Genomic DNA, 20,295 nt, shown 5'->3' with positions numbered 1-20,295 from the left:
CCGCTTCAACGTCTACAGCCGCAGTTCGGGGGCTAGTTCTGGCCCGCCGTTCGCAGGAGGCACGACCAGCGATCAGTTCTAGCGCCATCCGGCAGTCTCGGGGTGTCCCGTTTGCCCTAATATGCCCCGTATAGTCCTCACCGCGCGAGAGGACGGTTCGGTTCAACCTTTCGGTGCCCTGCGTGCTGCACCTGTGGAGGTGCCGGCACCCGCCTGGATCTCCGCATTGGCCGAAGGGGTTTAGTCACGATGTCGCACACGACCGTTGTTGTTCCGTCTGTTCGCGGAGGTGACCCGAGTGCCGGGCGCCGTGCCGCGCGCCTGCCCGTGGCGGGATTCGTCGTTGCCTGCCTGGCGGGATTGATGCTGTTGGCCACCCCCGCCGCGCACGCAGACACCGTCACCGTCACTATCCCGGCCGACGTCAGCCCGCGTGGGGTGGCGATCACCCCCGACGGCAACCATGCCTACGTCACCAACGACCGCCAGGACGGGACGGTGTCGGTGATCGATATCAGCACCAACACCGTCACCACCACCATCCAGGTCGGACAACGCCCGAACGGGGTGGCGGTCACCCCCGACGGCACCCGCGCCTACGTCGCCAACGCCGACGACGGCACGGTGTCGGTGATCGACACCGCCACCAACACCGTCACCACCACTATCGAGGTCGCTGCCAGCGACCGTCCGCGCTTTGTGGTTATCACCCCCGACGGCAACCATGCCTACGTCAGCCTCAGCGGGGTTGGCGGCGAACCCGACCGAGTGTCGGTGATCGACACCAGGACCAACACCGTCACCACCACCGTCCGGGTCGAGACCCCTCTCGGGGTCGCGGTCACCCCCGACGGCACCCTCGCCTACGTCGTCGACGCCGACGGCGACTCGGTGTCGGTGATCGACACCGCTACGCAGGAGGTGGTCGACACCGTCCCGGTCGGAAACTACCCGTACCAGCTAGCGATCGCTCCAGACGGCACCCGCGCCTACGTCACCAACACCTTCGACGACTCGGTGTCGGTGATCGACACCGCCACGCGGGTGGTGATCGACACCGTCCCGGTCGGAAACAGCCCGAACGGGGTCGCGGTCACCCCCGACGGCACCCTCGCCTACGTCACCAACGACGATCACACGGTATCGGTGATCGACACCACCACTAACACCGTCACCACCACCGTGCCGGTCGGACGCTACCCATTCGGCGTGGCCATCACCCCCGACGGCACTCACACCTACGTCACCAATCTCAACGACAGTACGGTGTCGGTGATCGCGATCGGAACGCCGGAACTGACTGGCACACCCCCGGCCGGTACGGTCAGCCAGCCCTACCAGTACACCTTCACTCTTGTTGGGCGCCCGGCCCCGACCACCACTGTCACCGCCGGCGCCCTACCCGACGGACTGACACTCAGCTCGGACGGGATTCTCTCCGGAACCCCCACCGCCGCAGGACTGTTCGAGTTCACCCTCACCGCCGGCAACGGCATCGGTGACGATGCTGTCTTGCCCGTCGCCTTCGACGTACAGGAGGCGCCTGTCCTGAATGGGGAAGTGCCTGCCGGTATCGTTGGCCAGCCCTTCCGGCACACCTTCATCCTCGGTGGGCGCCCCGCCCCGACCACCACCGTCACCGCCGGTACATTGCCTGACGGGCTTGCTCTCGGTGCTGATGGCATCCTGTCCGGCACCCCTACCGCCAGGGGCCAGTTCACGTTCACCGTGACTGCCACCAACGGCGTCGGTGAGGGCGTCGACTTGCCAGTCGACCTCACCATCGTCGGCACGCCGGCCCTCACCGGGACGCCGCCGACCGGTGAAATCGGCCAGCCGTATACGCATGCGTTCACGCTCACTGGGGATCCGGCTCCCCATGTCACCGTCACCGCTGGTGCACTGCCCGACGGGATGACCCTTACCTCGGGTGGTGTCCTAGCCGGAACCCCGACTGCCAGTGGGCAGTTCACATTCACCGTCACCGCCGACAATGGCAATGGTCACGATGTACGGAACGTCGATCTCGCGATCGTCGGCACCGCGGCCCTGACCGGGACGCCGCCGACCGGTGAAATCGGCCAGCCCTATGCGCATGCATTCACGCTCACCGGGTATCCGGCACCCCATGTCACCGTCACCGCTGGTGCACTGCCCGACGGGCTGACCCTCACCTCGGACGGTGTCCTAGCCGGAACCCCCACTGCCACCGGACGGTTCGAGTTCACCGTCACCGCCACAAACGGCATCGGTGAAGACGTCGTCCTGCCTGTGGTCCTCGACATCACCGACATACCGCCGACCGGGCCCTTCGGCAGCCTCCAACGACTGATCTGGCCGTTCTGACCGACAGATTCGACCGGCGTTTGATGCGGTCGTAGGCGTGATCAGGACTGCGGTGCGTTTCGGCCGCGCTGCAGGGCCACGATGAAGTCTGGAAGGCCGTTGACGATTACGAGAACGGCGACAGTCACAGCGATGCTCACACCCGGCCCAACGTCCCAAAAGCCGTCGCTAATGGCCACCACAGCTGCGATGCTCGCCACCCAACCGGCGGTGTGGAGCAGGCGAACTCGCCACGACGGCCGGACCGGTTGCCGACCTCGAGCCGGCGGGATCGCGCCGTCGCCGCCCTCGCGGGTCGAAAGGCGAGCACCCGCTGTATGCAAGATGAGCCCGAGTATTGCTGCGCAGATGCCGATCAGCACGTATGCCCCCTGATTCGATTGACTCCTGCAACCGTATATGGGCGCACGCCTACAGGTTCATCGAACGGGCCCCGACGGCGACCTGTTCCGGCCTGTCGGAAGAGGCTAACCACCGCCATCACTGGGATACCGGGACATGTTTCTGGCCCGACACCGTGATGGCGCCGGGCCGGGGAGGGCTACGAAGAAAAGCCAAGGACGCCCTCGAGGCTGCCGTACTCGAGGCTCGCGAGGCTGCCGTACTCGAGGCTTGCCAAGCTGCCGTACTCAGCGCTGCCGTACTCGAGGCTGCCGAGGCTGCCGGAGTCGGCGCTGCCGAGGCTGCCGGAGCCGGAGCCTGCGCCGTCGTCGGCGGCACTGACCGGGGTGGTGAATGGGAACGGATCGGCCGTCGCGGTGGGCAGGAGTTCCCCCGTCCCCCAGAACTCGGGGCCGAGCAAGGAGGCGCACCACCAACTGATCTGATGGCTGCCATCGTCGAAGGCCGCTGCGGTGCGATCCTCACCGCCGGGCTCGACGAGCGTCGCCACGAGCAGGGTGGGATCATCAGGGTCGTCGTTCGTTGGGAACCAGCTGCAGACGATCGGCCCCGGGCTGTCGTTGGCGATAGTGACCTCAACATCGTTGCCCTGGACGTCGGCGGTAAGGGTGACGTCATCAGCCGCGGCATTGGCCGGCGCGGCGAACACCGCGGCCAGGAGCGGGGCGGCAAAGGCTGCGGTGACGGCGACACGTACTGACTTGATCACAGGGTTCCCCTTTCGCTTGTTCTCCGTATGCAAGCCCTCGTGCGGGTGGTGGTGCACCGGTGGTACCTCGAAAGAGCGCGGGTATCTCCGCCCCGACTTGAAGGAAATTAACATCGGAGGCCGCCACCTACGGGGAAGCCACGCCATCGGCGTCGAACGCGACCGCAGTAGAAGCGCACTACACCTCGAATGTTCGACGCATAGATCCCCAGCTCAGGGCGCTGGTTCTGGCTCCCCGTCCACTCCCGCCACATGATCGACGTCGCCCGATCGCGGGTCCTGCTGTTTCTCCTGGTCCGCTCCGGCCAGCTTCATGAGCAGGTCGACGCACTCGGAACCGAGTTGAGCCGGAATAGGCTGGTACTCGTGCAGAAACTGATCTCGCTGGACATCGGTACGGGTGGCGCCAAGGCGGCGCTCGTGGCGCAAGATGGTCGGTTGCTGGCGAGCGGGTACTCCGGCTACGAAACGTACAGCCCGGCTGACTACTGCATGGAGCAGGAGCCACAGGCGTGGTGGCGGGCTGCGCAGGACGCCCTCGGTCAGATTGGAGCGACGGCGGACCGGGCTACCGCAGCTGACCTGGCGGGAATCACCCTGAGTGGGCAGATGCAGGATCTGATTCTCGTCGGTGCTGATGACACAATTGGGCACGCCATTCTGTACTCAGATACACGCGCGCGTTCGGAAGCCGAGGAAATTTCCGCACAGATTGGCGCAGACAGACTGACAAGCATCACTGGAAATACGCAGGACGCGTCGAGCTTGTTGGCCAAGTGGCGTTGGTTGGAAAAACACGAGCCAGATCGATTGGCCGCGTCCCGGACAATACTCTTCGGTGCACACAGCTATATCGCATGGCGGCTGTGCGGTAATACCAGCTGCGATCATACGACGGCCAGTACTACCGGCCTCCTCGATTTGGACGGAAATGCGTGGGCGACGGACCTCCTGGAGAGGCTGGGATTGGACACGCAGCGGCTCCCGAAACTGACGCCGGCCAGCGAGTGCATCGGGACACTCACGGCTGCCGCGGCGCGGACTCTCATGCTGCCTCCCGATCTGCCGGTCTTTGCCGGTGCGGGTGATCTTGCAGCGACGACCGTGGGTGTCGGCGCGGGGGAACCTCACCGCTTCTACTGCTACCTCGGCACCAGTGGCTGGATCGCATCCACCCCGCCGGACGCAGCTGAATCTTCTAAGGCAAGTGCGGAAAGCGGCGTCTTCACCCTGCGTCATCCAGACCTGCAACGCGTCATCCGGGTTGCGCCCATGCTCACCGCGGGCGGCAACCTGGATTGGGTGGGGGCGGAGGTAGCGCACAGCGAAGACTATGCCGGGCTCAACGCGACCGCAGCGATGGCTCCGGCCGGCAGCAACGGCGTGATCTATCTGCCCTATCTCGCTGGTGAACGTTCCCCCTTTCGGGATCCCAACGCCCGCGCGTGCTACATCGGCCTCTCGAACCAAACGACACGCGCGGATATGATCCGTGCTGCGATGGAAGGCGTTTGTTTCGCCTACCGTTCGCTATTCGAACTCTTGGGTGCAAACGCAGAGAAGTTGTACGTAGTCGGCGGTGGTGCCAAGTCAACTCTCTGGATGCAAATATTGGCGGACGTCATGGGTCATGACATCCAGGTAGTGGCGGAGCCAGAGAATGCCGCGGTCCGCGGCGCGGCCATCATCGCCGGCCGCGAACTTGGTTGGTACGAGACGTATGCGCCGCCGGATCATTTTCCCGTAGCGCGTTCGTACCGGCCACGAGAATCGAGTGCCGCTATATACTCGACACGGTACAGGGTGTATACGGATCTCTCGCTGCAACTGAGAAGTGCATTCGCAAAGATATCGGGCTCGGAGGTTTCGCAGCCATTGGATTGAACGGTGAACTATTCTCGCGGGTTCACCGGCAGTGACGACCGATGGTCGGCGGTCCCGACACCCTTGGCCGACTACGTCTACACCAGTCCGTTCGTGTGGGTCCACCCCTTCGGCTACTCGTTCGTGGGTTTTTCCCACCTGACTTAGGAGTCGCCGCCGGCGTCCCGAACGTCCGGGCGATCCAGCCGGACGGTGTTACCCTCGACCACGGAGTGCGCGTGCCTGCGTGCGGAGTCAGAAATGATCCTTGCCCGTCGTTGTGGTTGGAGAGTTCATGACGAACAGGCCGAACCCTGAATCCATGAATCCGGTTATAGCGCGACGAACATTCTTGACGGGATCAGTCGCTACCGGGGCCCTCATCGGACTCAGCGCTTCGGCGTGCGACTTCACCTCCGAAACCAATGATGACAGCGAGAGCGCAAACGTAGTAAGGCTACTGGATCCTGCCACTCAGGAGAAGTTTGTAAACGCGTTGCCATTACCGTCCAGGATCTATCTGGATATGGGTGCGGCTCTCGCGATGCCTATACGGGAGACGGTGCAGTGGAGTGGGCTGCGGGATTCCGATGGTGGCGAGATGCTGACCACCTATTACGGCTTTGAGTACCAGGGTGTGGTCACCGCACCGGGTCCGACCATTATCGCCAGGTCCGATGACATTGTTCAGGTCGAATGGCAAAATCAATTGCCGAACGATGCTCCTTACATTCTTCCGATAGATCTGACGCTCCACATACCAGACCTCGGCGAGTCCACACCGCAATTCATCGGGCAGAAACCGGTCGTTATCCACTTGCACGGAGGGCACACCGAAGCCGAAAGCGACGGAAACCCGGATGCTTGGTACACGCAACAGTATCGATCAACCGGCCACGACTGGGATAAGCGCGTCTATTCCTATGACAATTCGCAGGAGGCGGCGGGTTTGTGGTATCACGATCATGTCGTCGGAATGACGCGGCTCAATGTGTATGCAGGGCTGTTCGGGATGTATCTGATCAGGGATAGGAATGAAGACCGCCTGATCGACGGAGCTATCATTCCTGACGACGATCACATGCTCGAGATCGCCTTACACGATGCGCTGTTCGACGATGCGGGAAGTCTGTACTACCCGGGTCGGCACGGTCAGCCCATCAATCCCATCATCAAGAAGGACATCGCGGACAACTGGCCGGATCCGACGGTACTTGATGAATTCTTTGGAACCTACATTCTCGTGAACGGTATGGCTTGGCCGAAGGTGGATCTGGAGCCGAACAGGTACCGCCTGCGACTGCTCAACGGGACCAGTGCTCGCAGTTTCGTTCTCGAGTTCGACAACGGCATGGACTTCTTTCAGATTGGGTCCGATGGTGGTTTCTTGAACCGCCCGGTTCGCCTCAAACAACTGGTGGTGGCTCCGGCCGAGCGGATGGACATTGTCGTCGACTTCACCGATCACGCGGGCGAGCAGATAGTCCTGAAGAATCTCGGTCCAGAATCGCAGTTTCGCGGTTTCGTCGATCCGGCCGACCCCGCCGGCTCGACCAGGCTGGTTTACAACCGGGGCGGCGACCTGGCCCTCATCGACGGTTCGGGCGGCCTCGTGCCCGTCGCCGATCCCGAGTCGGCGGGTTTGGTCATGCGCTTTGATATCGGTGGGGTGGCGACACGGCCCAGCAGGCTGCAGGCCGAGAACTTCGATCCATCGATCGCGCTGCGTGCACCACTCGAGCTCCTTCTCAGAGACGATCCTCGAACGGTCAGGCAGCTTGTGTTGTTCAACCTGCGTGACGATATCGGTAGGACTTTGGTGTTGATGGGGACCATGGAGTCGGGCTCGTTGTTCTATATGGACGAAGTTACCGAGGTCATACCGGAGGGGTCCACGGAGATTTGGGAGATCTACAACACCACTGCGGCGGGCCACCCGATCCATATTCATCAGGTGCAGTTCCAGGTCGTGGACCGGCAGGAATTCGATGGTGACCTCGTCTTCCGAAATCAGCAATTCATGAATGATCCAGAACGCACCTTCCAAGGGGCTACCCTCGATTTGCACGGTTTGAAGGGCGATCCGATTGCTCCTCAGCCCAACGAGCAGGGGAGAAAGGACACCGTGCTGTCGCTTCCCGGTCAGCTCACCCGTCTCGTCGCTCATTTCGACAGGCCGGGTGGCTACGTCTGGCATTGCCACATCGTCACTCATGAGGACTACGACATGATGCGGAAATTCCAGGTGACACCGAATTCGTAATTCTGACGACTCGCCGCCCGTCGGGGAGGGGATCCGCCGCCCGACGGGCGGCTGTGCACCAGTTCGTTTGTGCTCTCGGCACAGGGCGGGTCGAGAACTCTGATCTAGCGGCATATGGCGTGGGTCACACCTGGTCCATATGGTTCTCACGAAGCTCCTCCGCAGCTCGGATCGAGGATCCCCACCCCGGCTCGGGTATCGATGTCTGCGAGTCGGAAGCCTCGGTCGGCGCGAACGGGCCTGTCTCCGTTCGGAATCCGGCACAGACGAAACCCAGTTCGGTTCAACAGCCGGATTCCACCTCAGTCAAGGATTGCTATGAGTTTCACAAAACCGGAACTGCCGGACGTCGATCTCGAGACCTTCGAGAAGAAGCCACACCTCGAGCGGATGAAGATCCTGTCGCAGCACTGGGCTGAGTACGGCTTCGGCACACCTTGGGCGATCCCCCTGCTCTACGTGGTGAAGATCGCGCTGTACCTCTTCCTCGGTGTCGTGTTCGCCAGCTTCACCGCTGGATTCGGTGGATTCTGGGATGTCGCGTCTTTCTGGACAGAGCCGATCTTCTACCAGAAGATGCTGCTGTGGACGATGCTGTTCGAGGTTCTCGGTCTCGGCGCGTCGTCCGGTCCGCTCGCCTTCCGGTTCACGCCACCGATCGGCGGCTTCCTGCATTTCGCGCGTCCGAACACCCTTCGGATGCCGCCCTGGCCCGGAAAGATCCCGTTCACCCGGGGAACGGCCCGGACTTGGTTCGATGTCGCGCTGTATGTCGGCATCGTCGCCAACCTGGTGATCCTCCTACTTTCGGACGGGGTCGCCAAGGAGGGCCAGCCGGCCGACAGCGTCGGGCTCCTCGATCCTCGGCTGCTGTGGCCGTTGATCGTGATGCTCGTGGTCATTGGCCTCCGTGACAAGATCGTCTTTCTCATTGCGCGGAGCGAGCAGTACTGGGTGGCCGCGATATTCTTTGCCGTTCTGCCCTACGTCGACATGATCGTTGCGCTCAAGCTCATCGTGTGCACCGTGTGGTTTTGGGCAGCGTTCTCCAAGCTCGGCCGGCACTTCAGCTTTGTGGTTACGGCGATGCTCAGCAACGCCCCGTGGCTCCGGTCTCCTCGGATGAAGCGCAAGCTGTACCGGAACTTCCCCGACGACCTCCGGCCCTCGAAGCTTGCCGCGGTGGTGGCGCATCAGGGCACCGTCATCGAATTCGCGGTTCCGCTGATCCTGCTGTTCTCGACGAACCGGACGCTGACTCTCGTCACGATCGCGGGAATCGTGTTCTTCCATCTAGTGATCGCCTCGATGTTCCCGCTGGCGGTTCCCCTGGAGTGGAACGTCTTCTACTGCCTCAGCGCGATTTGGCTGTTCGGCCTTCATATGCCACCCGAGTTCGGCGTCACCGCCGTTTCTCCGCTTCTGCTCGCACTGCTCGTCGGTGGGTTGTTCTTCTTCCCGATCCTCGGCAACCTTCGACCGGACAAGATCTCGTTCCTTCCTTCGATGCGGTACTACGCAGGCAACTGGGCAACGACTCAATGGGCGTTCCGCAAGGGCACTGAATCTCGCCTGAACACTCACATCGTCAAGGCTGCCCCCACCCAGATCGAGCAGCTCACTCCGCTGTACGGCCGGGAGGTCGGGGAGATCCTCCTGCAGAAGACCGTTGCGTGGCGTTCGTTGCACAGCCAGGGCCGCGCCCTCAGCACGCTGATTGGGCGAAACGTCGATTCGTACGAGAACTACGACATCCGCGAGGGCGAACTCGTCGCCGGTGCGCTCCTCGGTTGGCAGTTCGGTGACGGGCACGTACACAACCAGCAGTTCATGAAGGCCATCCAGGAGCGGTGCGGGTTCGCCCCGGGTGAAGTCATCGTCGCCTACGTCGAGTCCCAGCCGATCCATGTCGCGCGGCAGCAATACCGCGTGTACGACCTCGCTCTCGGCGAGATCGAACGAGGCTATGTCGAACTGTCCGACATCATCACGCCGCAGCCCTGGCTCGAGTCGGGTCCGGTTCCCGTAACCTCGACACGGACCGAGGAAAACTCCTCCGGTTGGTCGGCAACTGTCCAGAAGGAATCGTCGAAACAATGACGACGGCGGTAGTGGTCGGGGCGGGTCCGAACGGTCTCGCCGCGGCCATCACGCTCGCCCAGCGGGGCATCGAGGTGACAGTGCTCGAAGCCGCGGAGACTATCGGCGGCGGGACAAGGTCCACCGAGCGCATCCTCCCCGGGCTGTTGCACGACGATGGTGCCGCGGTGCATCCCATCGGGCTCGCGTCTCCGTTCTTCCGTAGCCTCAACCTTCCCGCGCACGGGGTGGAGTGGGGTTGGCCGGAGGTGGATCTCGCCCATCCCCTCGACGGTGGTCGCGCCGGCGCGATGCTGGCGTCGCTGGACGCGACCACCGGGCACCTGGGCCCGGACGCGGGGCGTTGGCGCAGGCTGTTCGGCCCCCTGGCCAGGGGGTTCGACGACCTTGCAGGTGAGGTCCTGCAACCGCTGCTGCACCTGCCGCGGCATCCCGTGCGTCTGGCACGGTTCGGGTCGGCCGCTCTGCTTCCCGCAGATGTGCTGGGACGCATATGGCGGACCGAGGAAGCAGCCGCCTTGTTCGCAGGCAATGCCGCCCACGGGTGGCGCCCACTCAGCCGACCGGCGACCTCTGCATTCGCGCTCATGTTCACGGCGATCAGTCACCGCTACGGCTGGCCGGTCGTCAGGGGCGGTTCCATACGCTTGGCCGAGGCCCTGGCGAAGGTGCTCACCGATCTGGGCGGCCGAATCGAGACGGGTAACCGGGTGCGGTCTCTGCACGAGGTTCGCTCCGCCGACGTCGTGATGCTCGATCTCGAACCGGGAGCGGTCGCCGATCTGGCCGGTGACGAGCTTCCAACGTCGGTGCAGCGCGCCTACCGGCGGTTTCGTCGGGGTCCGGCCGCCTTCAAGGTGGATTTGGCGATCGAGGGCGGAGTCCCGTGGCGGGACGAGTTCAGCGGTCGCGCCGGCACCGTTCACGTGTGCGGATCCGCCGCCGAGGTTGCCGCCGCTGAAAGCTCGATCAACAACGGTCACATGCCGGAACGTCCGTTCGTTCTCGTCGCGCAGCAGTACCTTGCCGATCGGCAGCGCTCTGTCGGTGACGTTCACCCGGTCTACGCATATGCGCACGTACCGCACGGCTACACCGGCGATGCAACGGAGGCGGTCATCGCGCAACTCGAACGATTCGCACCGGGCACGCGTGATCGCATCGTCGGTCTCCATACCCGCAGTCCCGGCGATCTCCAGCGACACAACTCGAACCTCGTCGGTGGCGACATCATCGGCGGGGCGAACACGCTAGCCCAGGTGGCGACGCGTCCGCGCATCACCACCAATCCGTACTACGTCGGAATCCCTGGCGTGTTCATGTGCTCGGCATCGACGCCGCCGGGCGCCGGCGTGCACGGAATGTGCGGCCACAACGCCGCCCTGTCCGCACTCGACAGGATCGCAAGAGATCGATGACTTCGATCTTCGTTGATTGGGAGCCGGGAGACGAGGCGGCGGCCGCACGCATAGCCGCGTCCATTTTGCCTCACCGCGAGGAGTTCATCGCCTACCTTTTCGATGCGACCGCGAGAGGCGTTCCGGAGCTGGTGCGCGACCATGACCAGCGCACCCTCCTGTTTGCCAGTATCGCGGAGAATACGGTTGTCTTCATCTCGTCCCTGCAAGACGGCGGGGATCCCTCGGTTGAGCCGGCGCCCCCCGGAGCGCTCGCTTTCGCGAAGGAACTGGCCCGCAAGGACGTTTCCTTGGCCGCGCTCCTACGCGCCTACAGGATTGGCCAGGCCAGGTTCACGGCGTTGTGTCTCGACTCGGCCAGCGAGACGGAAGACATCGACGACCTCACCGCCTTGCGGATCGTCGTCGGCAAGCTGGCAGCGTTCATCGACCACATCTGCGAGGAAGTGGCGCGCGCATACGAAGCCGAACGTGAACGCTGGGTCTCGAGCCGGAGCGGGCTGACCCAACATCTGGTGAGGCGTCTGCTCGACGGTACCGCGGAGGACACAGCCGAGGCGCAGAAGGCTCTCGGATACGACCTGTCCGGCACTCACATGGCGATCGACATCTGGGTTCCCCCTCCCGGTCCCGGTGAGTCCGACTCGCTCGAGCAGGCACGCCAGCTCATCGAATCGATATCACCGCAAAGCTCGACGATCTCGATTCCGACCGGTGAATCCTGTCTGTGCGTGTGGATTTCGTTCGATCAGGTGCCCGCCGGGTTCGTCGAAATGCTCAGGTCGACAGTTGACGCGTCGGACCTGTCGATGCAAGTGGTGGTGGGCCGGGCGGTCCCGGGGACGCAGGGCTTCCAGAAGACCTATCGGCAAGCAAGCCGGCTGCGGTCGCTGGCCGGATCGGCAATGCCGAAACCACCGAAAGTGCTCACCTACAACGATATTGCGCCGATCGCGATGCTCGCGGACGATCTCGGCGAGGTGCAGGCATTCGTCACCGAGGTGCTCGGGGCGCTCGCGGTCGACACGGCGCGCTCGGAGGAGCTTCGCGAGACCCTGCGGATCTACCTGCGCTGCCACCGAAGCCTGGCTGCCACTGCAGAGTTGATGTCTTTGCACCGCAACACGGTTCGATATCGCATTCACCAGATAGTCGAGGAGTTCGGACACCTGATCGACCGGACCGATCACTACCGCCTGATCTCGGCGCTCGAGATCTGCCGCTGGTACGGGCGCAGTGTCCTCGACGCACCCGCACTTGCCAATCCCGAATAGACGTCGGCCACTCTCCTGTTCCGGTCGGGCTGACCGACCAGGAAAACACGTTGTTCGACGCCGCAACCGGGCGTACGGTCGCCTTGACTGCGGGCAAGGTTGGGGAGTCCGAACAAGCAGGCGGCGCGGTGGGATCTATATGTGTATGACCTTCGCGTTCGCTACACGCGCCCGGCAAGAAGGAACCTACGTGCGAGGGGCGGTACCGCGGAGCGGTGTCCCTGGAGCCGAAGGTTGTCGGGAGTTCGCGACAACCTCGATGCCTGCATCCCGCGGTTGTAGAACTGAGGTAAGAACATCGATCGGAGAGGAACAGTGACACCCACCAGGACCGGCCGGAAGCTGTTGAGCTGGGCGAGCCAGATCGAGGGCGGCACCCTGGCGCAGGCATGTGAGACCGCTTCCATGTCGTTCGTCTACCCTCACGTGGCGCTGATGCCGGACGCGCACCTGGGGAAGGGCGCGGCGGTGGGAACGGTGATCCCCACCCGCGGCGCGGTGATCCCGGCCGCTGTCGGGGTCGACATCGGATGCGGAATGATCGCTGCCCGAACCCAGTTCGATGTCGGTGACGTCGAGCGTGTTCGGAGCGGCGGCCGAGCACTACACGCGCTGCGTACCACGATCGAGGCCTCGATCCCTTTGTCTCCCGGCAACTACAATCTTGCCACCTCCCTCGGAAAGTGGTTCGCGGAAAAGAAGATCGCCGAGTTGGAGGAGCGGGCGGAGAAGGACGGGGTCGACCTGTCCCATTCCCCGCGCTGGCGCCAGCAGTTGGGCTCTCTCGGCGGTGGGAACCACTTCATCGAGTTGTGCCTCGACGAGCAGGACCGCGTGTGGTTGTTCCTCCATTCCGGCAGCCGGGGAGTGGGGAACAAGATCGCCCAGAAGCACATCAAGATCGCACAGGATCGGTGCCGCAGGTGGCATATCGAGTTGCCCAACCGAGATCTCGCGTACCTCGCGGAGGACACGCCTGAGTTCGGGGACTACATCCGCGAGTTGCGGTGGGCGCAGCGCTTCGCCTACCTCAATCGGGCCGAGATGATGGACCGCTTCGCTGCGGTGTTCGGGGAGTGGATCGGCGACCCGGTTCGGGAAACGGAGCGGATCAACTGCCACCACAACTACACCGAGCAGGAGGAGCACTACGGAGAGACGGTCTGGCTCACCCGCAAGGGCGCCGTCGACGCTCACGAGGGTGTCGCCGCGGTGATCCCGGGCTCCATGGGGACGCGCTCGTACGTCGTGGTCGGCAAGGGCAGCAAGTCGGGACTGTGCTCGGCTCCGCACGGGGCCGGACGCCGATTCTCCCGCACGGAGGCACGACGGCGGTTCACGGTCGCGGACCTGGCCCAGCGGATGCGGGGGATCGAATACCGCCACGGAGCCGAGTGGGTCGACGAGATTCCGGACGCCTACAAGGACATCGACGTCGTGATGGACGACGCCCGGGATCTCGTGGAGGTCCGTCACGAATTGCGACAGATTCTCAACGTCAAGGGCACTTAGGGGCCACAGCACCATAGGGCCACAGAATGACCAGAACACCCCGGGACCGGTCCCGGGGTGTTCTGTCGTGACAGAGCCTTGGTGCTCAGCTGAACTCGAAGGTGCTGCCGAAGTCCAGGAAAGTGTCGATAACCCTGGGTCCGAACAGCACGGCGAGCAGCAAGGGGGATAGCGAGTCGAGATTCAGGTTGAGGTTGGTGTTCATCGTGACCTTTCACGGGCGGTGCCGTCCGGTGCGTTATGCGATCGAAATATAGCGCACAGTGTGGGGCGACAGAAGGGACTTGGAGGTGGAATCTGGACATCCATCCAAATGGTCGGGGACGGCTCGCGTCCGCGTGCCGGAGGGGAGATAGCTCGGCCTCCTGTACGAACACCGACGGTTTGATCGGTACGCGACCGTGCGGTTCGCTGGTCACATGGGATTCAGCCGTGCCGAACTCGAGTCGTTCCGGGACGCGGAGGTTCCGGACCTGATCGGTCCGGACTGCCGTCTGTTGTTCGTCGGCGTCAACCCCGGACTGTGGACGGCCGCGACCGGTGCGCACTTCGCCCGTCCCGGGAACCGCTTCTATCCGGCGCTGCAGCGTGCCGGGATCATTGACCGCCCGATCGATCCCACCGCGGGAATGTCGGCTGCGGACCGGGGTCTGCTGGTGTCCCGCGGCGTCGGTATCACCAATCTCGTCCCGCGCGCGACAGCTCGGGCCGACGAGCTGACCCCCGCCGAGCTCCGCGCGGGTGGCGCGAGACTGCGCGTTCTGGTCGCGGAGCTGCGCCCCCGTGTGGTCGCGGTCGCAGGGATCACTGCCTATCGGGCAGCGTTCGGAGCGCGAAAGGCCTCGAAGGGACGCCAGTCCGAGGACTTCGAGGGTGCGGAACTGTGGGTGGTGCCCAACCCCAGCGGCCTCAACGCCCACGACACCGTCGACTCGCTCGCCGAGGCGTACCGCGCGGCGGCGGTCGAGGCTGGCGTGGTGCCGGCCTGACGACACGACATAGCCCATTCATGCCGTGTGAGCGTCGTCGCTGGGACACACTCCGAACATGGAGGCACCAGCTCAAGCGCGCAGCGTCGAGGTGATGACGGGTGGCTGACGACGGAGCGGCAAAGCCCTTGTTCGTGACCGACTCGCTTGCGGCGGCGATGCTCGTGGTCGCGTTCCTGGCAGTGCTGTTCTTCGAGTTCAGGATCGGGCGAACTCACCCGAGTTCCGGCTCGGCTCGAGACTTGCGGACGGGCGTCGTCGTCGGGCTAGGGCTCGCGACCGCGTATCTGGGCGGTGCGGCTGTGAGTGTCCTGTCCTCGAAGACCGTGATCAGCGACGACGCCTGGTGGTACTTCTGGGCTGGTCTGACCGTGGCTCTTGTGGGACAGGCGTTGCGGCTCCGAGCGGTCCACGAACTGGGGGCGTCGTTCACGTTCTGGGTACAGACGGTGCCGGGGCAGCGGGTCGTCGATACCGGTCTGTACCGCCGAATTCGGCACCCGTCGTACACGGGCGCATTGGTGTGTGCGTTTGGATTTACAGTCGCATATACGAATTGGCTTTCGCCGCTGACGGTGCTCGCGCTCGCAGCCGCGTACGTCGTCCGCATCTCGTACGAGGAGCGAGTGCTCATGGAGGGATTGGGCGAGCCGTATCGCCAGTACATGCGCCGGACGAAGCGGCTCGTTCCGTTCGTGCTGTGAACCAAACCGAAGGCCCGGCAGAGTGAATACTCCACCGGGCCTACAGGTTTCGGGTGGGATTCGCGTCAGTTCACAGGCCGGGGCGTTTGCCGACTGTCAACGTGACCTCACCGGTGTGGGCGAAGAAGTCGTTGCCCTTGTCGTCGACGACGATGAACGCGGGGAAGTCCTCCACCTCGATCTTCCAGACTGCCTCCATGCCGAGTTCGGGGTACTCGATGACCTCGACCTTCTTGATGCAGTCCAGGGCCAGACGAGCGGCGGGGCCGCCGATGGAACCGAGGTAGAAGCCGCCGTACGTGGAGCATGCGTCGGTGACCTGCTTGGAGCGGTTTCCCTTGGCCAGCATGATCATCGACCCGCCCGCGGCCTGGAACTGTTCGACGTAGGAATCCATGCGTCCGGCCGTGGTCGGGCCGAACGAGCCCGACGCCATCCCGTCCGGAGTCTTGGCCGGGCCGGCGTAGTAGACCGGATGGTTCTTGAGGTATTCCGGCATGTCCTCGCCGGCGTCGAGGCGCTCCTTGATCTTCGCGTGCGCGATGTCGCGGGCGACGACCAGCGGTCCGGTCAGTGACAGGCGGGTCTTGACCGGGTGCTTGGACAGCTCGGCGAGGATCTCCGGCATCGGTTTGGTGAGGTCGACCTTGACGGCGGCGCCCTTGCCGGTGCCCGAGACGCCGTCGGTCTCCGCGTCGAGTTGGCTGTCGGTGATCTCCGGCAGGAACCGACCGGGATTGAACTCGAGCTGCTCGAGGAAGACGCCCTCGGGGGTGATCTTCGCCTTGGCCTGGCGGTCCGCGGAGCACGAGACGGCGATCGCGACAGGCAGCGACGCACCGTGGCGGGGGAGACGGATGACTCGCACGTCGTGGCAGAAGTACTTGCCGCCGAACTGCGCACCGATGCCGATCTTCTGGGTGAGTTCGAAGACCTGCTTCTCGAGCTCGAGGTCGCGGAAGCCCCGGCCGGTGATCGCGCCCTCGGTGGGCAGCTCGTCCAAGTAGTGCGCCGACGCGTACTTCGCGGTCTTGAGAGCAAACTCGGCGGACGTGCCGCCGACGACGATCGCCAGGTGGTACGGCGGGCAGGCCGCCGTACCGAGCGAGCGGATCTTGGCCTCGAGGAACTGCATCATCGAGTCCGGGTTCAGGATGGCCTTGGTCTCCTGGTACAGGTACGACTTGTTGGCCGATCCGCCGCCCTTGGCCATGAAAAGGAACTTGTAAGAGTTCTCGTGGCCCTTCGCGGTGTCCGCGTAGAGCTCGATCTGCGCAGGCAGGTTGTTGCCGGTGTTCTTCTCCTCCCACATGGTGAGGGGAGCATTCTGTGAGTAGCGCAGGTTCAGCCTGGTGTACGCGTCGTACACGCCGCGTGCGATCGATTCCTCGTCGTCGCCGGGGGTGAGCACCTGCTGCCCGCGCTTGCCCATCACGATCGCGGTGCCGGTGTCCTGGCACATCGGCAGCACGCCTGCGGCGGCGATGTTCGCGTTCTTCAGCAGGTCCAGCGCGACGAACTTGTCGTTGTCGGAGGCCTCGGGATCGTCGAGGATGCTCGCGACCTGCTCGAGATGGTCGGTACGCAGGTAGTGGGAGATGTCGTGGAGTGCCGTCTCAGTGAGCAGGCGCATGGCCTCGGGCTCGACCTTCAGGAAGGTGCGTCCGTCGGGCCCTTCGACGGTGGACACCCCCTCCGTGGTGAGTAGTCGGTACTCGGTGGGGTCTTCACCGATCGGCAGCAGGTCCTCATAGAGGAATTCGGCCATCATCTCTCCCTAGTGCGGTTGGGCGGCGCCCATGGGTCGTCGAATCGCTGCGCTGCCAGGTCGTTTACCCCGAGTGCGGATCCGTCGGCGGGTGCGCAACTCCGGCCGCTGCAGCCACGGCAAATGCCGTCGCACGCAACCTACGAGTCTTTGCGCCCACTCACGTTATAGACCGGGCGTGTTGCGGCTCCGGGCACCCCTGTTCGCCGGAGCGTCATAGTGACGGTTCGTTCCTGAGGCCGATGAGTCGTCGGAACCAACAACTGGTACGTGCGAATACGTCAGATCGATCACCGGTGGACGCCGGCTCGGAACCCGCGCTCACGGTCATGGCGGCGTTCGCTCAGTTCGAGCGCAACTCGCTGAAACAGCCTGGTCAGAACGTTTCCGGATCCCACACGTAGAACGGCAGCGTCGCCCAGGTCAGGAAGGGCACATTGCTCACACTGGCGGCGCTCCCCATCTGGCCCAGCTGGTTGTCGAGGGTGTGCCTGTTACCCCACGGGTCAACCTGATAAGCGGAGCTGAAACCCTTCCACGCGGCACAGTAGATGTCGGCCGTGCCGAAGGGACTGAGCACGACATTCGGCTTGTACAGCGCTGGATCCCACGGCGCTGGCGGCGCCCACTGCGGCACGGGCTCCCATGGGAGCCGGAACCTGTCACTGCAAGGCTCGTACGTCGACATCCCGAAACCGAGCTCCTCCGCGGTCGCTGTAGGCGCGGAAATAGTGCCCATCCCAACGGCCAGCAGTACACCAGCGACAACGAAGCCCAATCGCTTCATCCGATCGTCCCCCCAAGCACGTAGTAGTTGGTCTGTTTGTCGTGTATGGGGTAGCCGGTGTTACTCGAGTTGGGTGTCCGTGTCGCTTTTCTGGCCCTTCAGGACGTGGATTCCACGCCGCTCCCAGATCTGCGCGACCCGGTCGACGTCGCCGGACGATGACTCACGCCGTTTCCTCAGTCGCGTGCAGATCCACTTATTGTCAACGGATTTCCAGGGGCGGGTGCGCATCCGGTGTTCGGGTGGTACCACACACGGCTCGGGGGAGAGGGCGTCGCCGCGAGACACCCGAGGCCGCTTGCGTACCCAAGTGAACGTTGCTAGCTTCTGGGTCTCGGGGTGTCGATAGACCCGAGTTCGGCACGGGGGGCTGCTAATTCACGGAGGCTCTACCGGGTCGACTGCTGCCCAACTTCAGGAGGAGTTTTCGTGATTCGTTCCATTCGGAAGCCGTTGATCGTCGCCGCCACGACTGTCGGAGTCGTTGCTGGTGGGTTCGGTGCCACCCAGGCGAGCGCCATGCCGTCGGACGCCGGCATCCAGGCGGTATCCGACGTGACAGTGGCGGCAGCGGCCGCCGACAACGGCTCGCTCGACGGCAACTCTGTGCTCGGCTCGCTCGCAACCATTGTTGCGGCACCGTTCATGATCGCTGGTACGGGCAGTGTCATGGGCAGCATGTTCGGGTACTGCTTCTTCCTCGATCCCAATAACTGCATGCCGACGTTCGAGGGGTGATGATTCCCACCCGGTGAGTCGGCGGCAGGTCATCGCAGAGTGACCCTATCCGGGATGATCATTCGGGTGGCGACGCCTAGGGGGCGTCCTGTTCGCGCGCGCAGTGTTGTTCGAGTCTCTGTCAACCGCTCGACGTCGCCGAGCGTTGTGGGCGCACCCCACCTATCGTGTATGAATCATCTTGGTAGCGAAGCAGTTTCGATACTTGCGTGCCCTAGTGAACGTTGTTAACTTCATGTGCCTCGGGGTGTCGATAGACCCGAGTTCGGCACGGGGGGCTGTCAATTCACGGAGGCTCACCGAGTCGATTGCTGGCCAACTTCAGGAGGATTTTGTCATGGACCCACTCGGAACGCTGTCGGCACGTCTCGTCAGCTCGGTACTTGCCTTGGTAGTTGCCCCGATCTTCATGATCGGATCAACCGCCGGCGTTCTCCCGTTCGCCCTCAGCGCCGAGCTCGGCCTCGGCCTCTGATCGAAGGCCAAGCCCCGCACTATTGGGCAGGTCTACACGGTCGTCGCAACGCTCTCGGCTTGGAGGTTGCGGCGACCGTGTCGTTTTCGCGGGACCGTGCTCGGTTCCGTTCTGACAGTGGCGGTGTCGTCGTGGTGTCGAGAACCGAGGCGGCGGCGGGCGCTATTCGAGTCTCAGTCAACCTTGCGGTGCCGTCGGGTGTTACGACACATCCCTCTCTTCGTGGGTGACTCCTGCTGGTGTCAATGGATTTCAGGTCCAGGGTGCGCATTCGGTGTTCGGGTGGTATCGGCCACATGCCTCAGAGGCGAGGGCGTAGCTGAGACACGCTCGAGACCGCTTGTGGGCGCGAATGAATGTTTGATAGCTTCTGCGCCTCGGGTCGTTGGTAGGCCCGAGTTCGGCACGGGGGGCTGTCAATTCACGGATGCTCTACCGGGTCGATTGCTGCCCAACTCGAGGAGGAGTTTCGTGATTCGTTCCATTCGGAGGCCGTTGATCGTCGTCGCCGCGACTGTCGGAGTCGTTGCTGGTGGGTTCGGTGCCACCCAGGCGAGCGCCGCGCCGCCGGAGGCGAGCATCCAGGCGGTGTCCGAGCCGACACCGGCCGCCGACACCGGCTCGCTCGAGGCGCTCGACGGGTACCCCACCCTGAGCCCGCTCGGCTCTGTAGTGGTCCCGCCCCTACTCATTGGGTTCTCTGCGTTGGTGGGCAGTAGCATGATCTACTGCGTGATTACCCAGTGCTATCTGATGGACGAGGTCGGCGAGTGAACGGCTGGTCCAGCGTCTGATCGGAGGCCAAGCCCCGCGTGCGTCGGCGGCTTCACGCGGTCGTCGCAAGCTCTCGCGATGCGGGAGGTTGCGACGACCGTGTCGTTTTCACAGGAATGTGGTCGATTCCTTTCTCACAGTGATGGTGTCGTCGTGGTGCCGAGAAACGGTAC

16 protein-coding genes are annotated in these 20,295 nt (G+C 63.7%); 13 read left to right on the top strand and 3 right to left on the bottom strand.

The features are described from left to right. Positions 1-249 precede the first annotated feature (249 nt). Positions 250-2,346: a YncE family protein gene (locus tag EF834_RS01455; RefSeq protein WP_127944951.1), complete on the top strand. Its 2,097-nt coding sequence runs from the start codon at positions 250-252 to the stop codon at positions 2,344-2,346. Positions 2,347-2,887: 541 nt separating this feature from the next. Here EF834_RS01455 and EF834_RS01445 read toward each other — a convergent pair. Then, the gene (locus EF834_RS01445) at positions 2,888-3,457 is read right to left on the bottom strand and encodes a hypothetical protein (RefSeq protein ID WP_127944946.1); all 570 of its coding nucleotides are present in this window, start codon (positions 3,455-3,457) and stop codon (positions 2,888-2,890) included. A 252-nt stretch (positions 3,458-3,709) separates the two neighbouring features. Between EF834_RS01445 and EF834_RS01440 the strand changes: the two genes are divergently transcribed. From EF834_RS01440 to EF834_RS01405, 9 genes are all read left to right on the top strand, one after another. Further along, positions 3,710-5,341 carry a xylulokinase gene (locus tag EF834_RS01440; protein ID WP_127944944.1) on the top strand — a complete coding sequence of 544 codons (1,632 nt, stop codon included), beginning with the start codon at positions 3,710-3,712 and terminating at the stop codon, positions 5,339-5,341. A gap of 3 nt (positions 5,342-5,344) precedes the next feature. Continuing rightward, a complete protein-coding gene (locus tag EF834_RS18120) occupies positions 5,345-5,488 on the top strand; it encodes a hypothetical protein (RefSeq protein ID WP_164874038.1) in 144 nt (47 codons plus the stop codon). A 127-nt stretch (positions 5,489-5,615) separates the two neighbouring features. Continuing rightward, positions 5,616-7,583: a multicopper oxidase family protein gene (locus EF834_RS01435; protein ID WP_127944941.1), complete on the top strand. Its 1,968-nt coding sequence runs from the start codon at positions 5,616-5,618 to the stop codon at positions 7,581-7,583. Positions 7,584-7,901: 318 nt separating this feature from the next. Next, positions 7,902-9,683, top strand: a complete 1,782-nt coding sequence (locus EF834_RS01430; RefSeq protein ID WP_164874037.1) for a DUF3556 domain-containing protein — start codon at positions 7,902-7,904, stop codon at positions 9,681-9,683. Beyond that, positions 9,680-11,101: a phytoene desaturase family protein gene (locus EF834_RS01425; protein ID WP_127944934.1), complete on the top strand. Its 1,422-nt coding sequence runs from the start codon at positions 9,680-9,682 to the stop codon at positions 11,099-11,101. Before EF834_RS01430 ends, EF834_RS01425 begins: the two co-directional genes overlap by 4 nt. Further along, positions 11,098-12,375 carry a PucR family transcriptional regulator gene (locus EF834_RS01420; protein WP_127944930.1) on the top strand — a complete coding sequence of 426 codons (1,278 nt, stop codon included), beginning with the start codon at positions 11,098-11,100 and terminating at the stop codon, positions 12,373-12,375. Before EF834_RS01425 ends, EF834_RS01420 begins: the two co-directional genes overlap by 4 nt. A gap of 315 nt (positions 12,376-12,690) precedes the next feature. Then, positions 12,691-13,887 carry an RtcB family protein gene (locus tag EF834_RS01415; protein WP_127944927.1) on the top strand — a complete coding sequence of 399 codons (1,197 nt, stop codon included), beginning with the start codon at positions 12,691-12,693 and terminating at the stop codon, positions 13,885-13,887. A gap of 419 nt (positions 13,888-14,306) precedes the next feature. After that, positions 14,307-14,876, top strand: coding sequence for a mismatch-specific DNA-glycosylase (locus tag EF834_RS01410; protein ID WP_127944924.1), 570 nt, complete (start codon positions 14,307-14,309; stop codon positions 14,874-14,876). Positions 14,877-14,977: 101 nt separating this feature from the next. Continuing rightward, positions 14,978-15,580: a methyltransferase family protein gene (locus EF834_RS01405; protein ID WP_127944921.1), complete on the top strand. Its 603-nt coding sequence runs from the start codon at positions 14,978-14,980 to the stop codon at positions 15,578-15,580. A gap of 70 nt (positions 15,581-15,650) precedes the next feature. Here EF834_RS01405 and EF834_RS01400 read toward each other — a convergent pair whose 3' ends face one another. Continuing rightward, positions 15,651-17,348, bottom strand: a complete 1,698-nt coding sequence (locus EF834_RS01400) for a fumarate hydratase (RefSeq protein ID WP_127944918.1) — start codon at positions 17,346-17,348, stop codon at positions 15,651-15,653. A gap of 376 nt (positions 17,349-17,724) precedes the next feature. Continuing rightward, on the bottom strand, positions 17,725-18,135 hold the full coding sequence (locus EF834_RS01395; protein WP_127944915.1) for a hypothetical protein: 411 nt from the start codon (positions 18,133-18,135) through the stop codon (positions 17,725-17,727). Positions 18,136-18,564: 429 nt separating this feature from the next. On the opposite strand from EF834_RS01395, the gene EF834_RS01390 reads away from it, so the two are divergent. The 3 genes from EF834_RS01390 (at position 18,565) to EF834_RS01385 (ending at position 20,122) form a co-directional block, all read left to right on the top strand. Continuing rightward, positions 18,565-18,873 carry a hypothetical protein gene (locus tag EF834_RS01390; protein ID WP_127944911.1) on the top strand — a complete coding sequence of 103 codons (309 nt, stop codon included), beginning with the start codon at positions 18,565-18,567 and terminating at the stop codon, positions 18,871-18,873. A gap of 337 nt (positions 18,874-19,210) precedes the next feature. After that, positions 19,211-19,348, top strand: a complete 138-nt coding sequence (locus tag EF834_RS18115; RefSeq protein WP_164874036.1) for a hypothetical protein — start codon at positions 19,211-19,213, stop codon at positions 19,346-19,348. Positions 19,349-19,819: 471 nt separating this feature from the next. Then, positions 19,820-20,122 carry a hypothetical protein gene (locus tag EF834_RS01385; RefSeq protein WP_127944908.1) on the top strand — a complete coding sequence of 101 codons (303 nt, stop codon included), beginning with the start codon at positions 19,820-19,822 and terminating at the stop codon, positions 20,120-20,122. Positions 20,123-20,295 lie beyond the last annotated feature (173 nt).

It is taken from the genome of Rhodococcus spongiicola, from assembly GCF_004011835.1.
Taxonomy (GTDB): Bacteria; Actinomycetota; Actinomycetes; order Mycobacteriales; family Mycobacteriaceae; genus Prescottella; species Prescottella spongiicola.
This window is presented reverse-complemented; position numbering and strand designations above follow the sequence as displayed.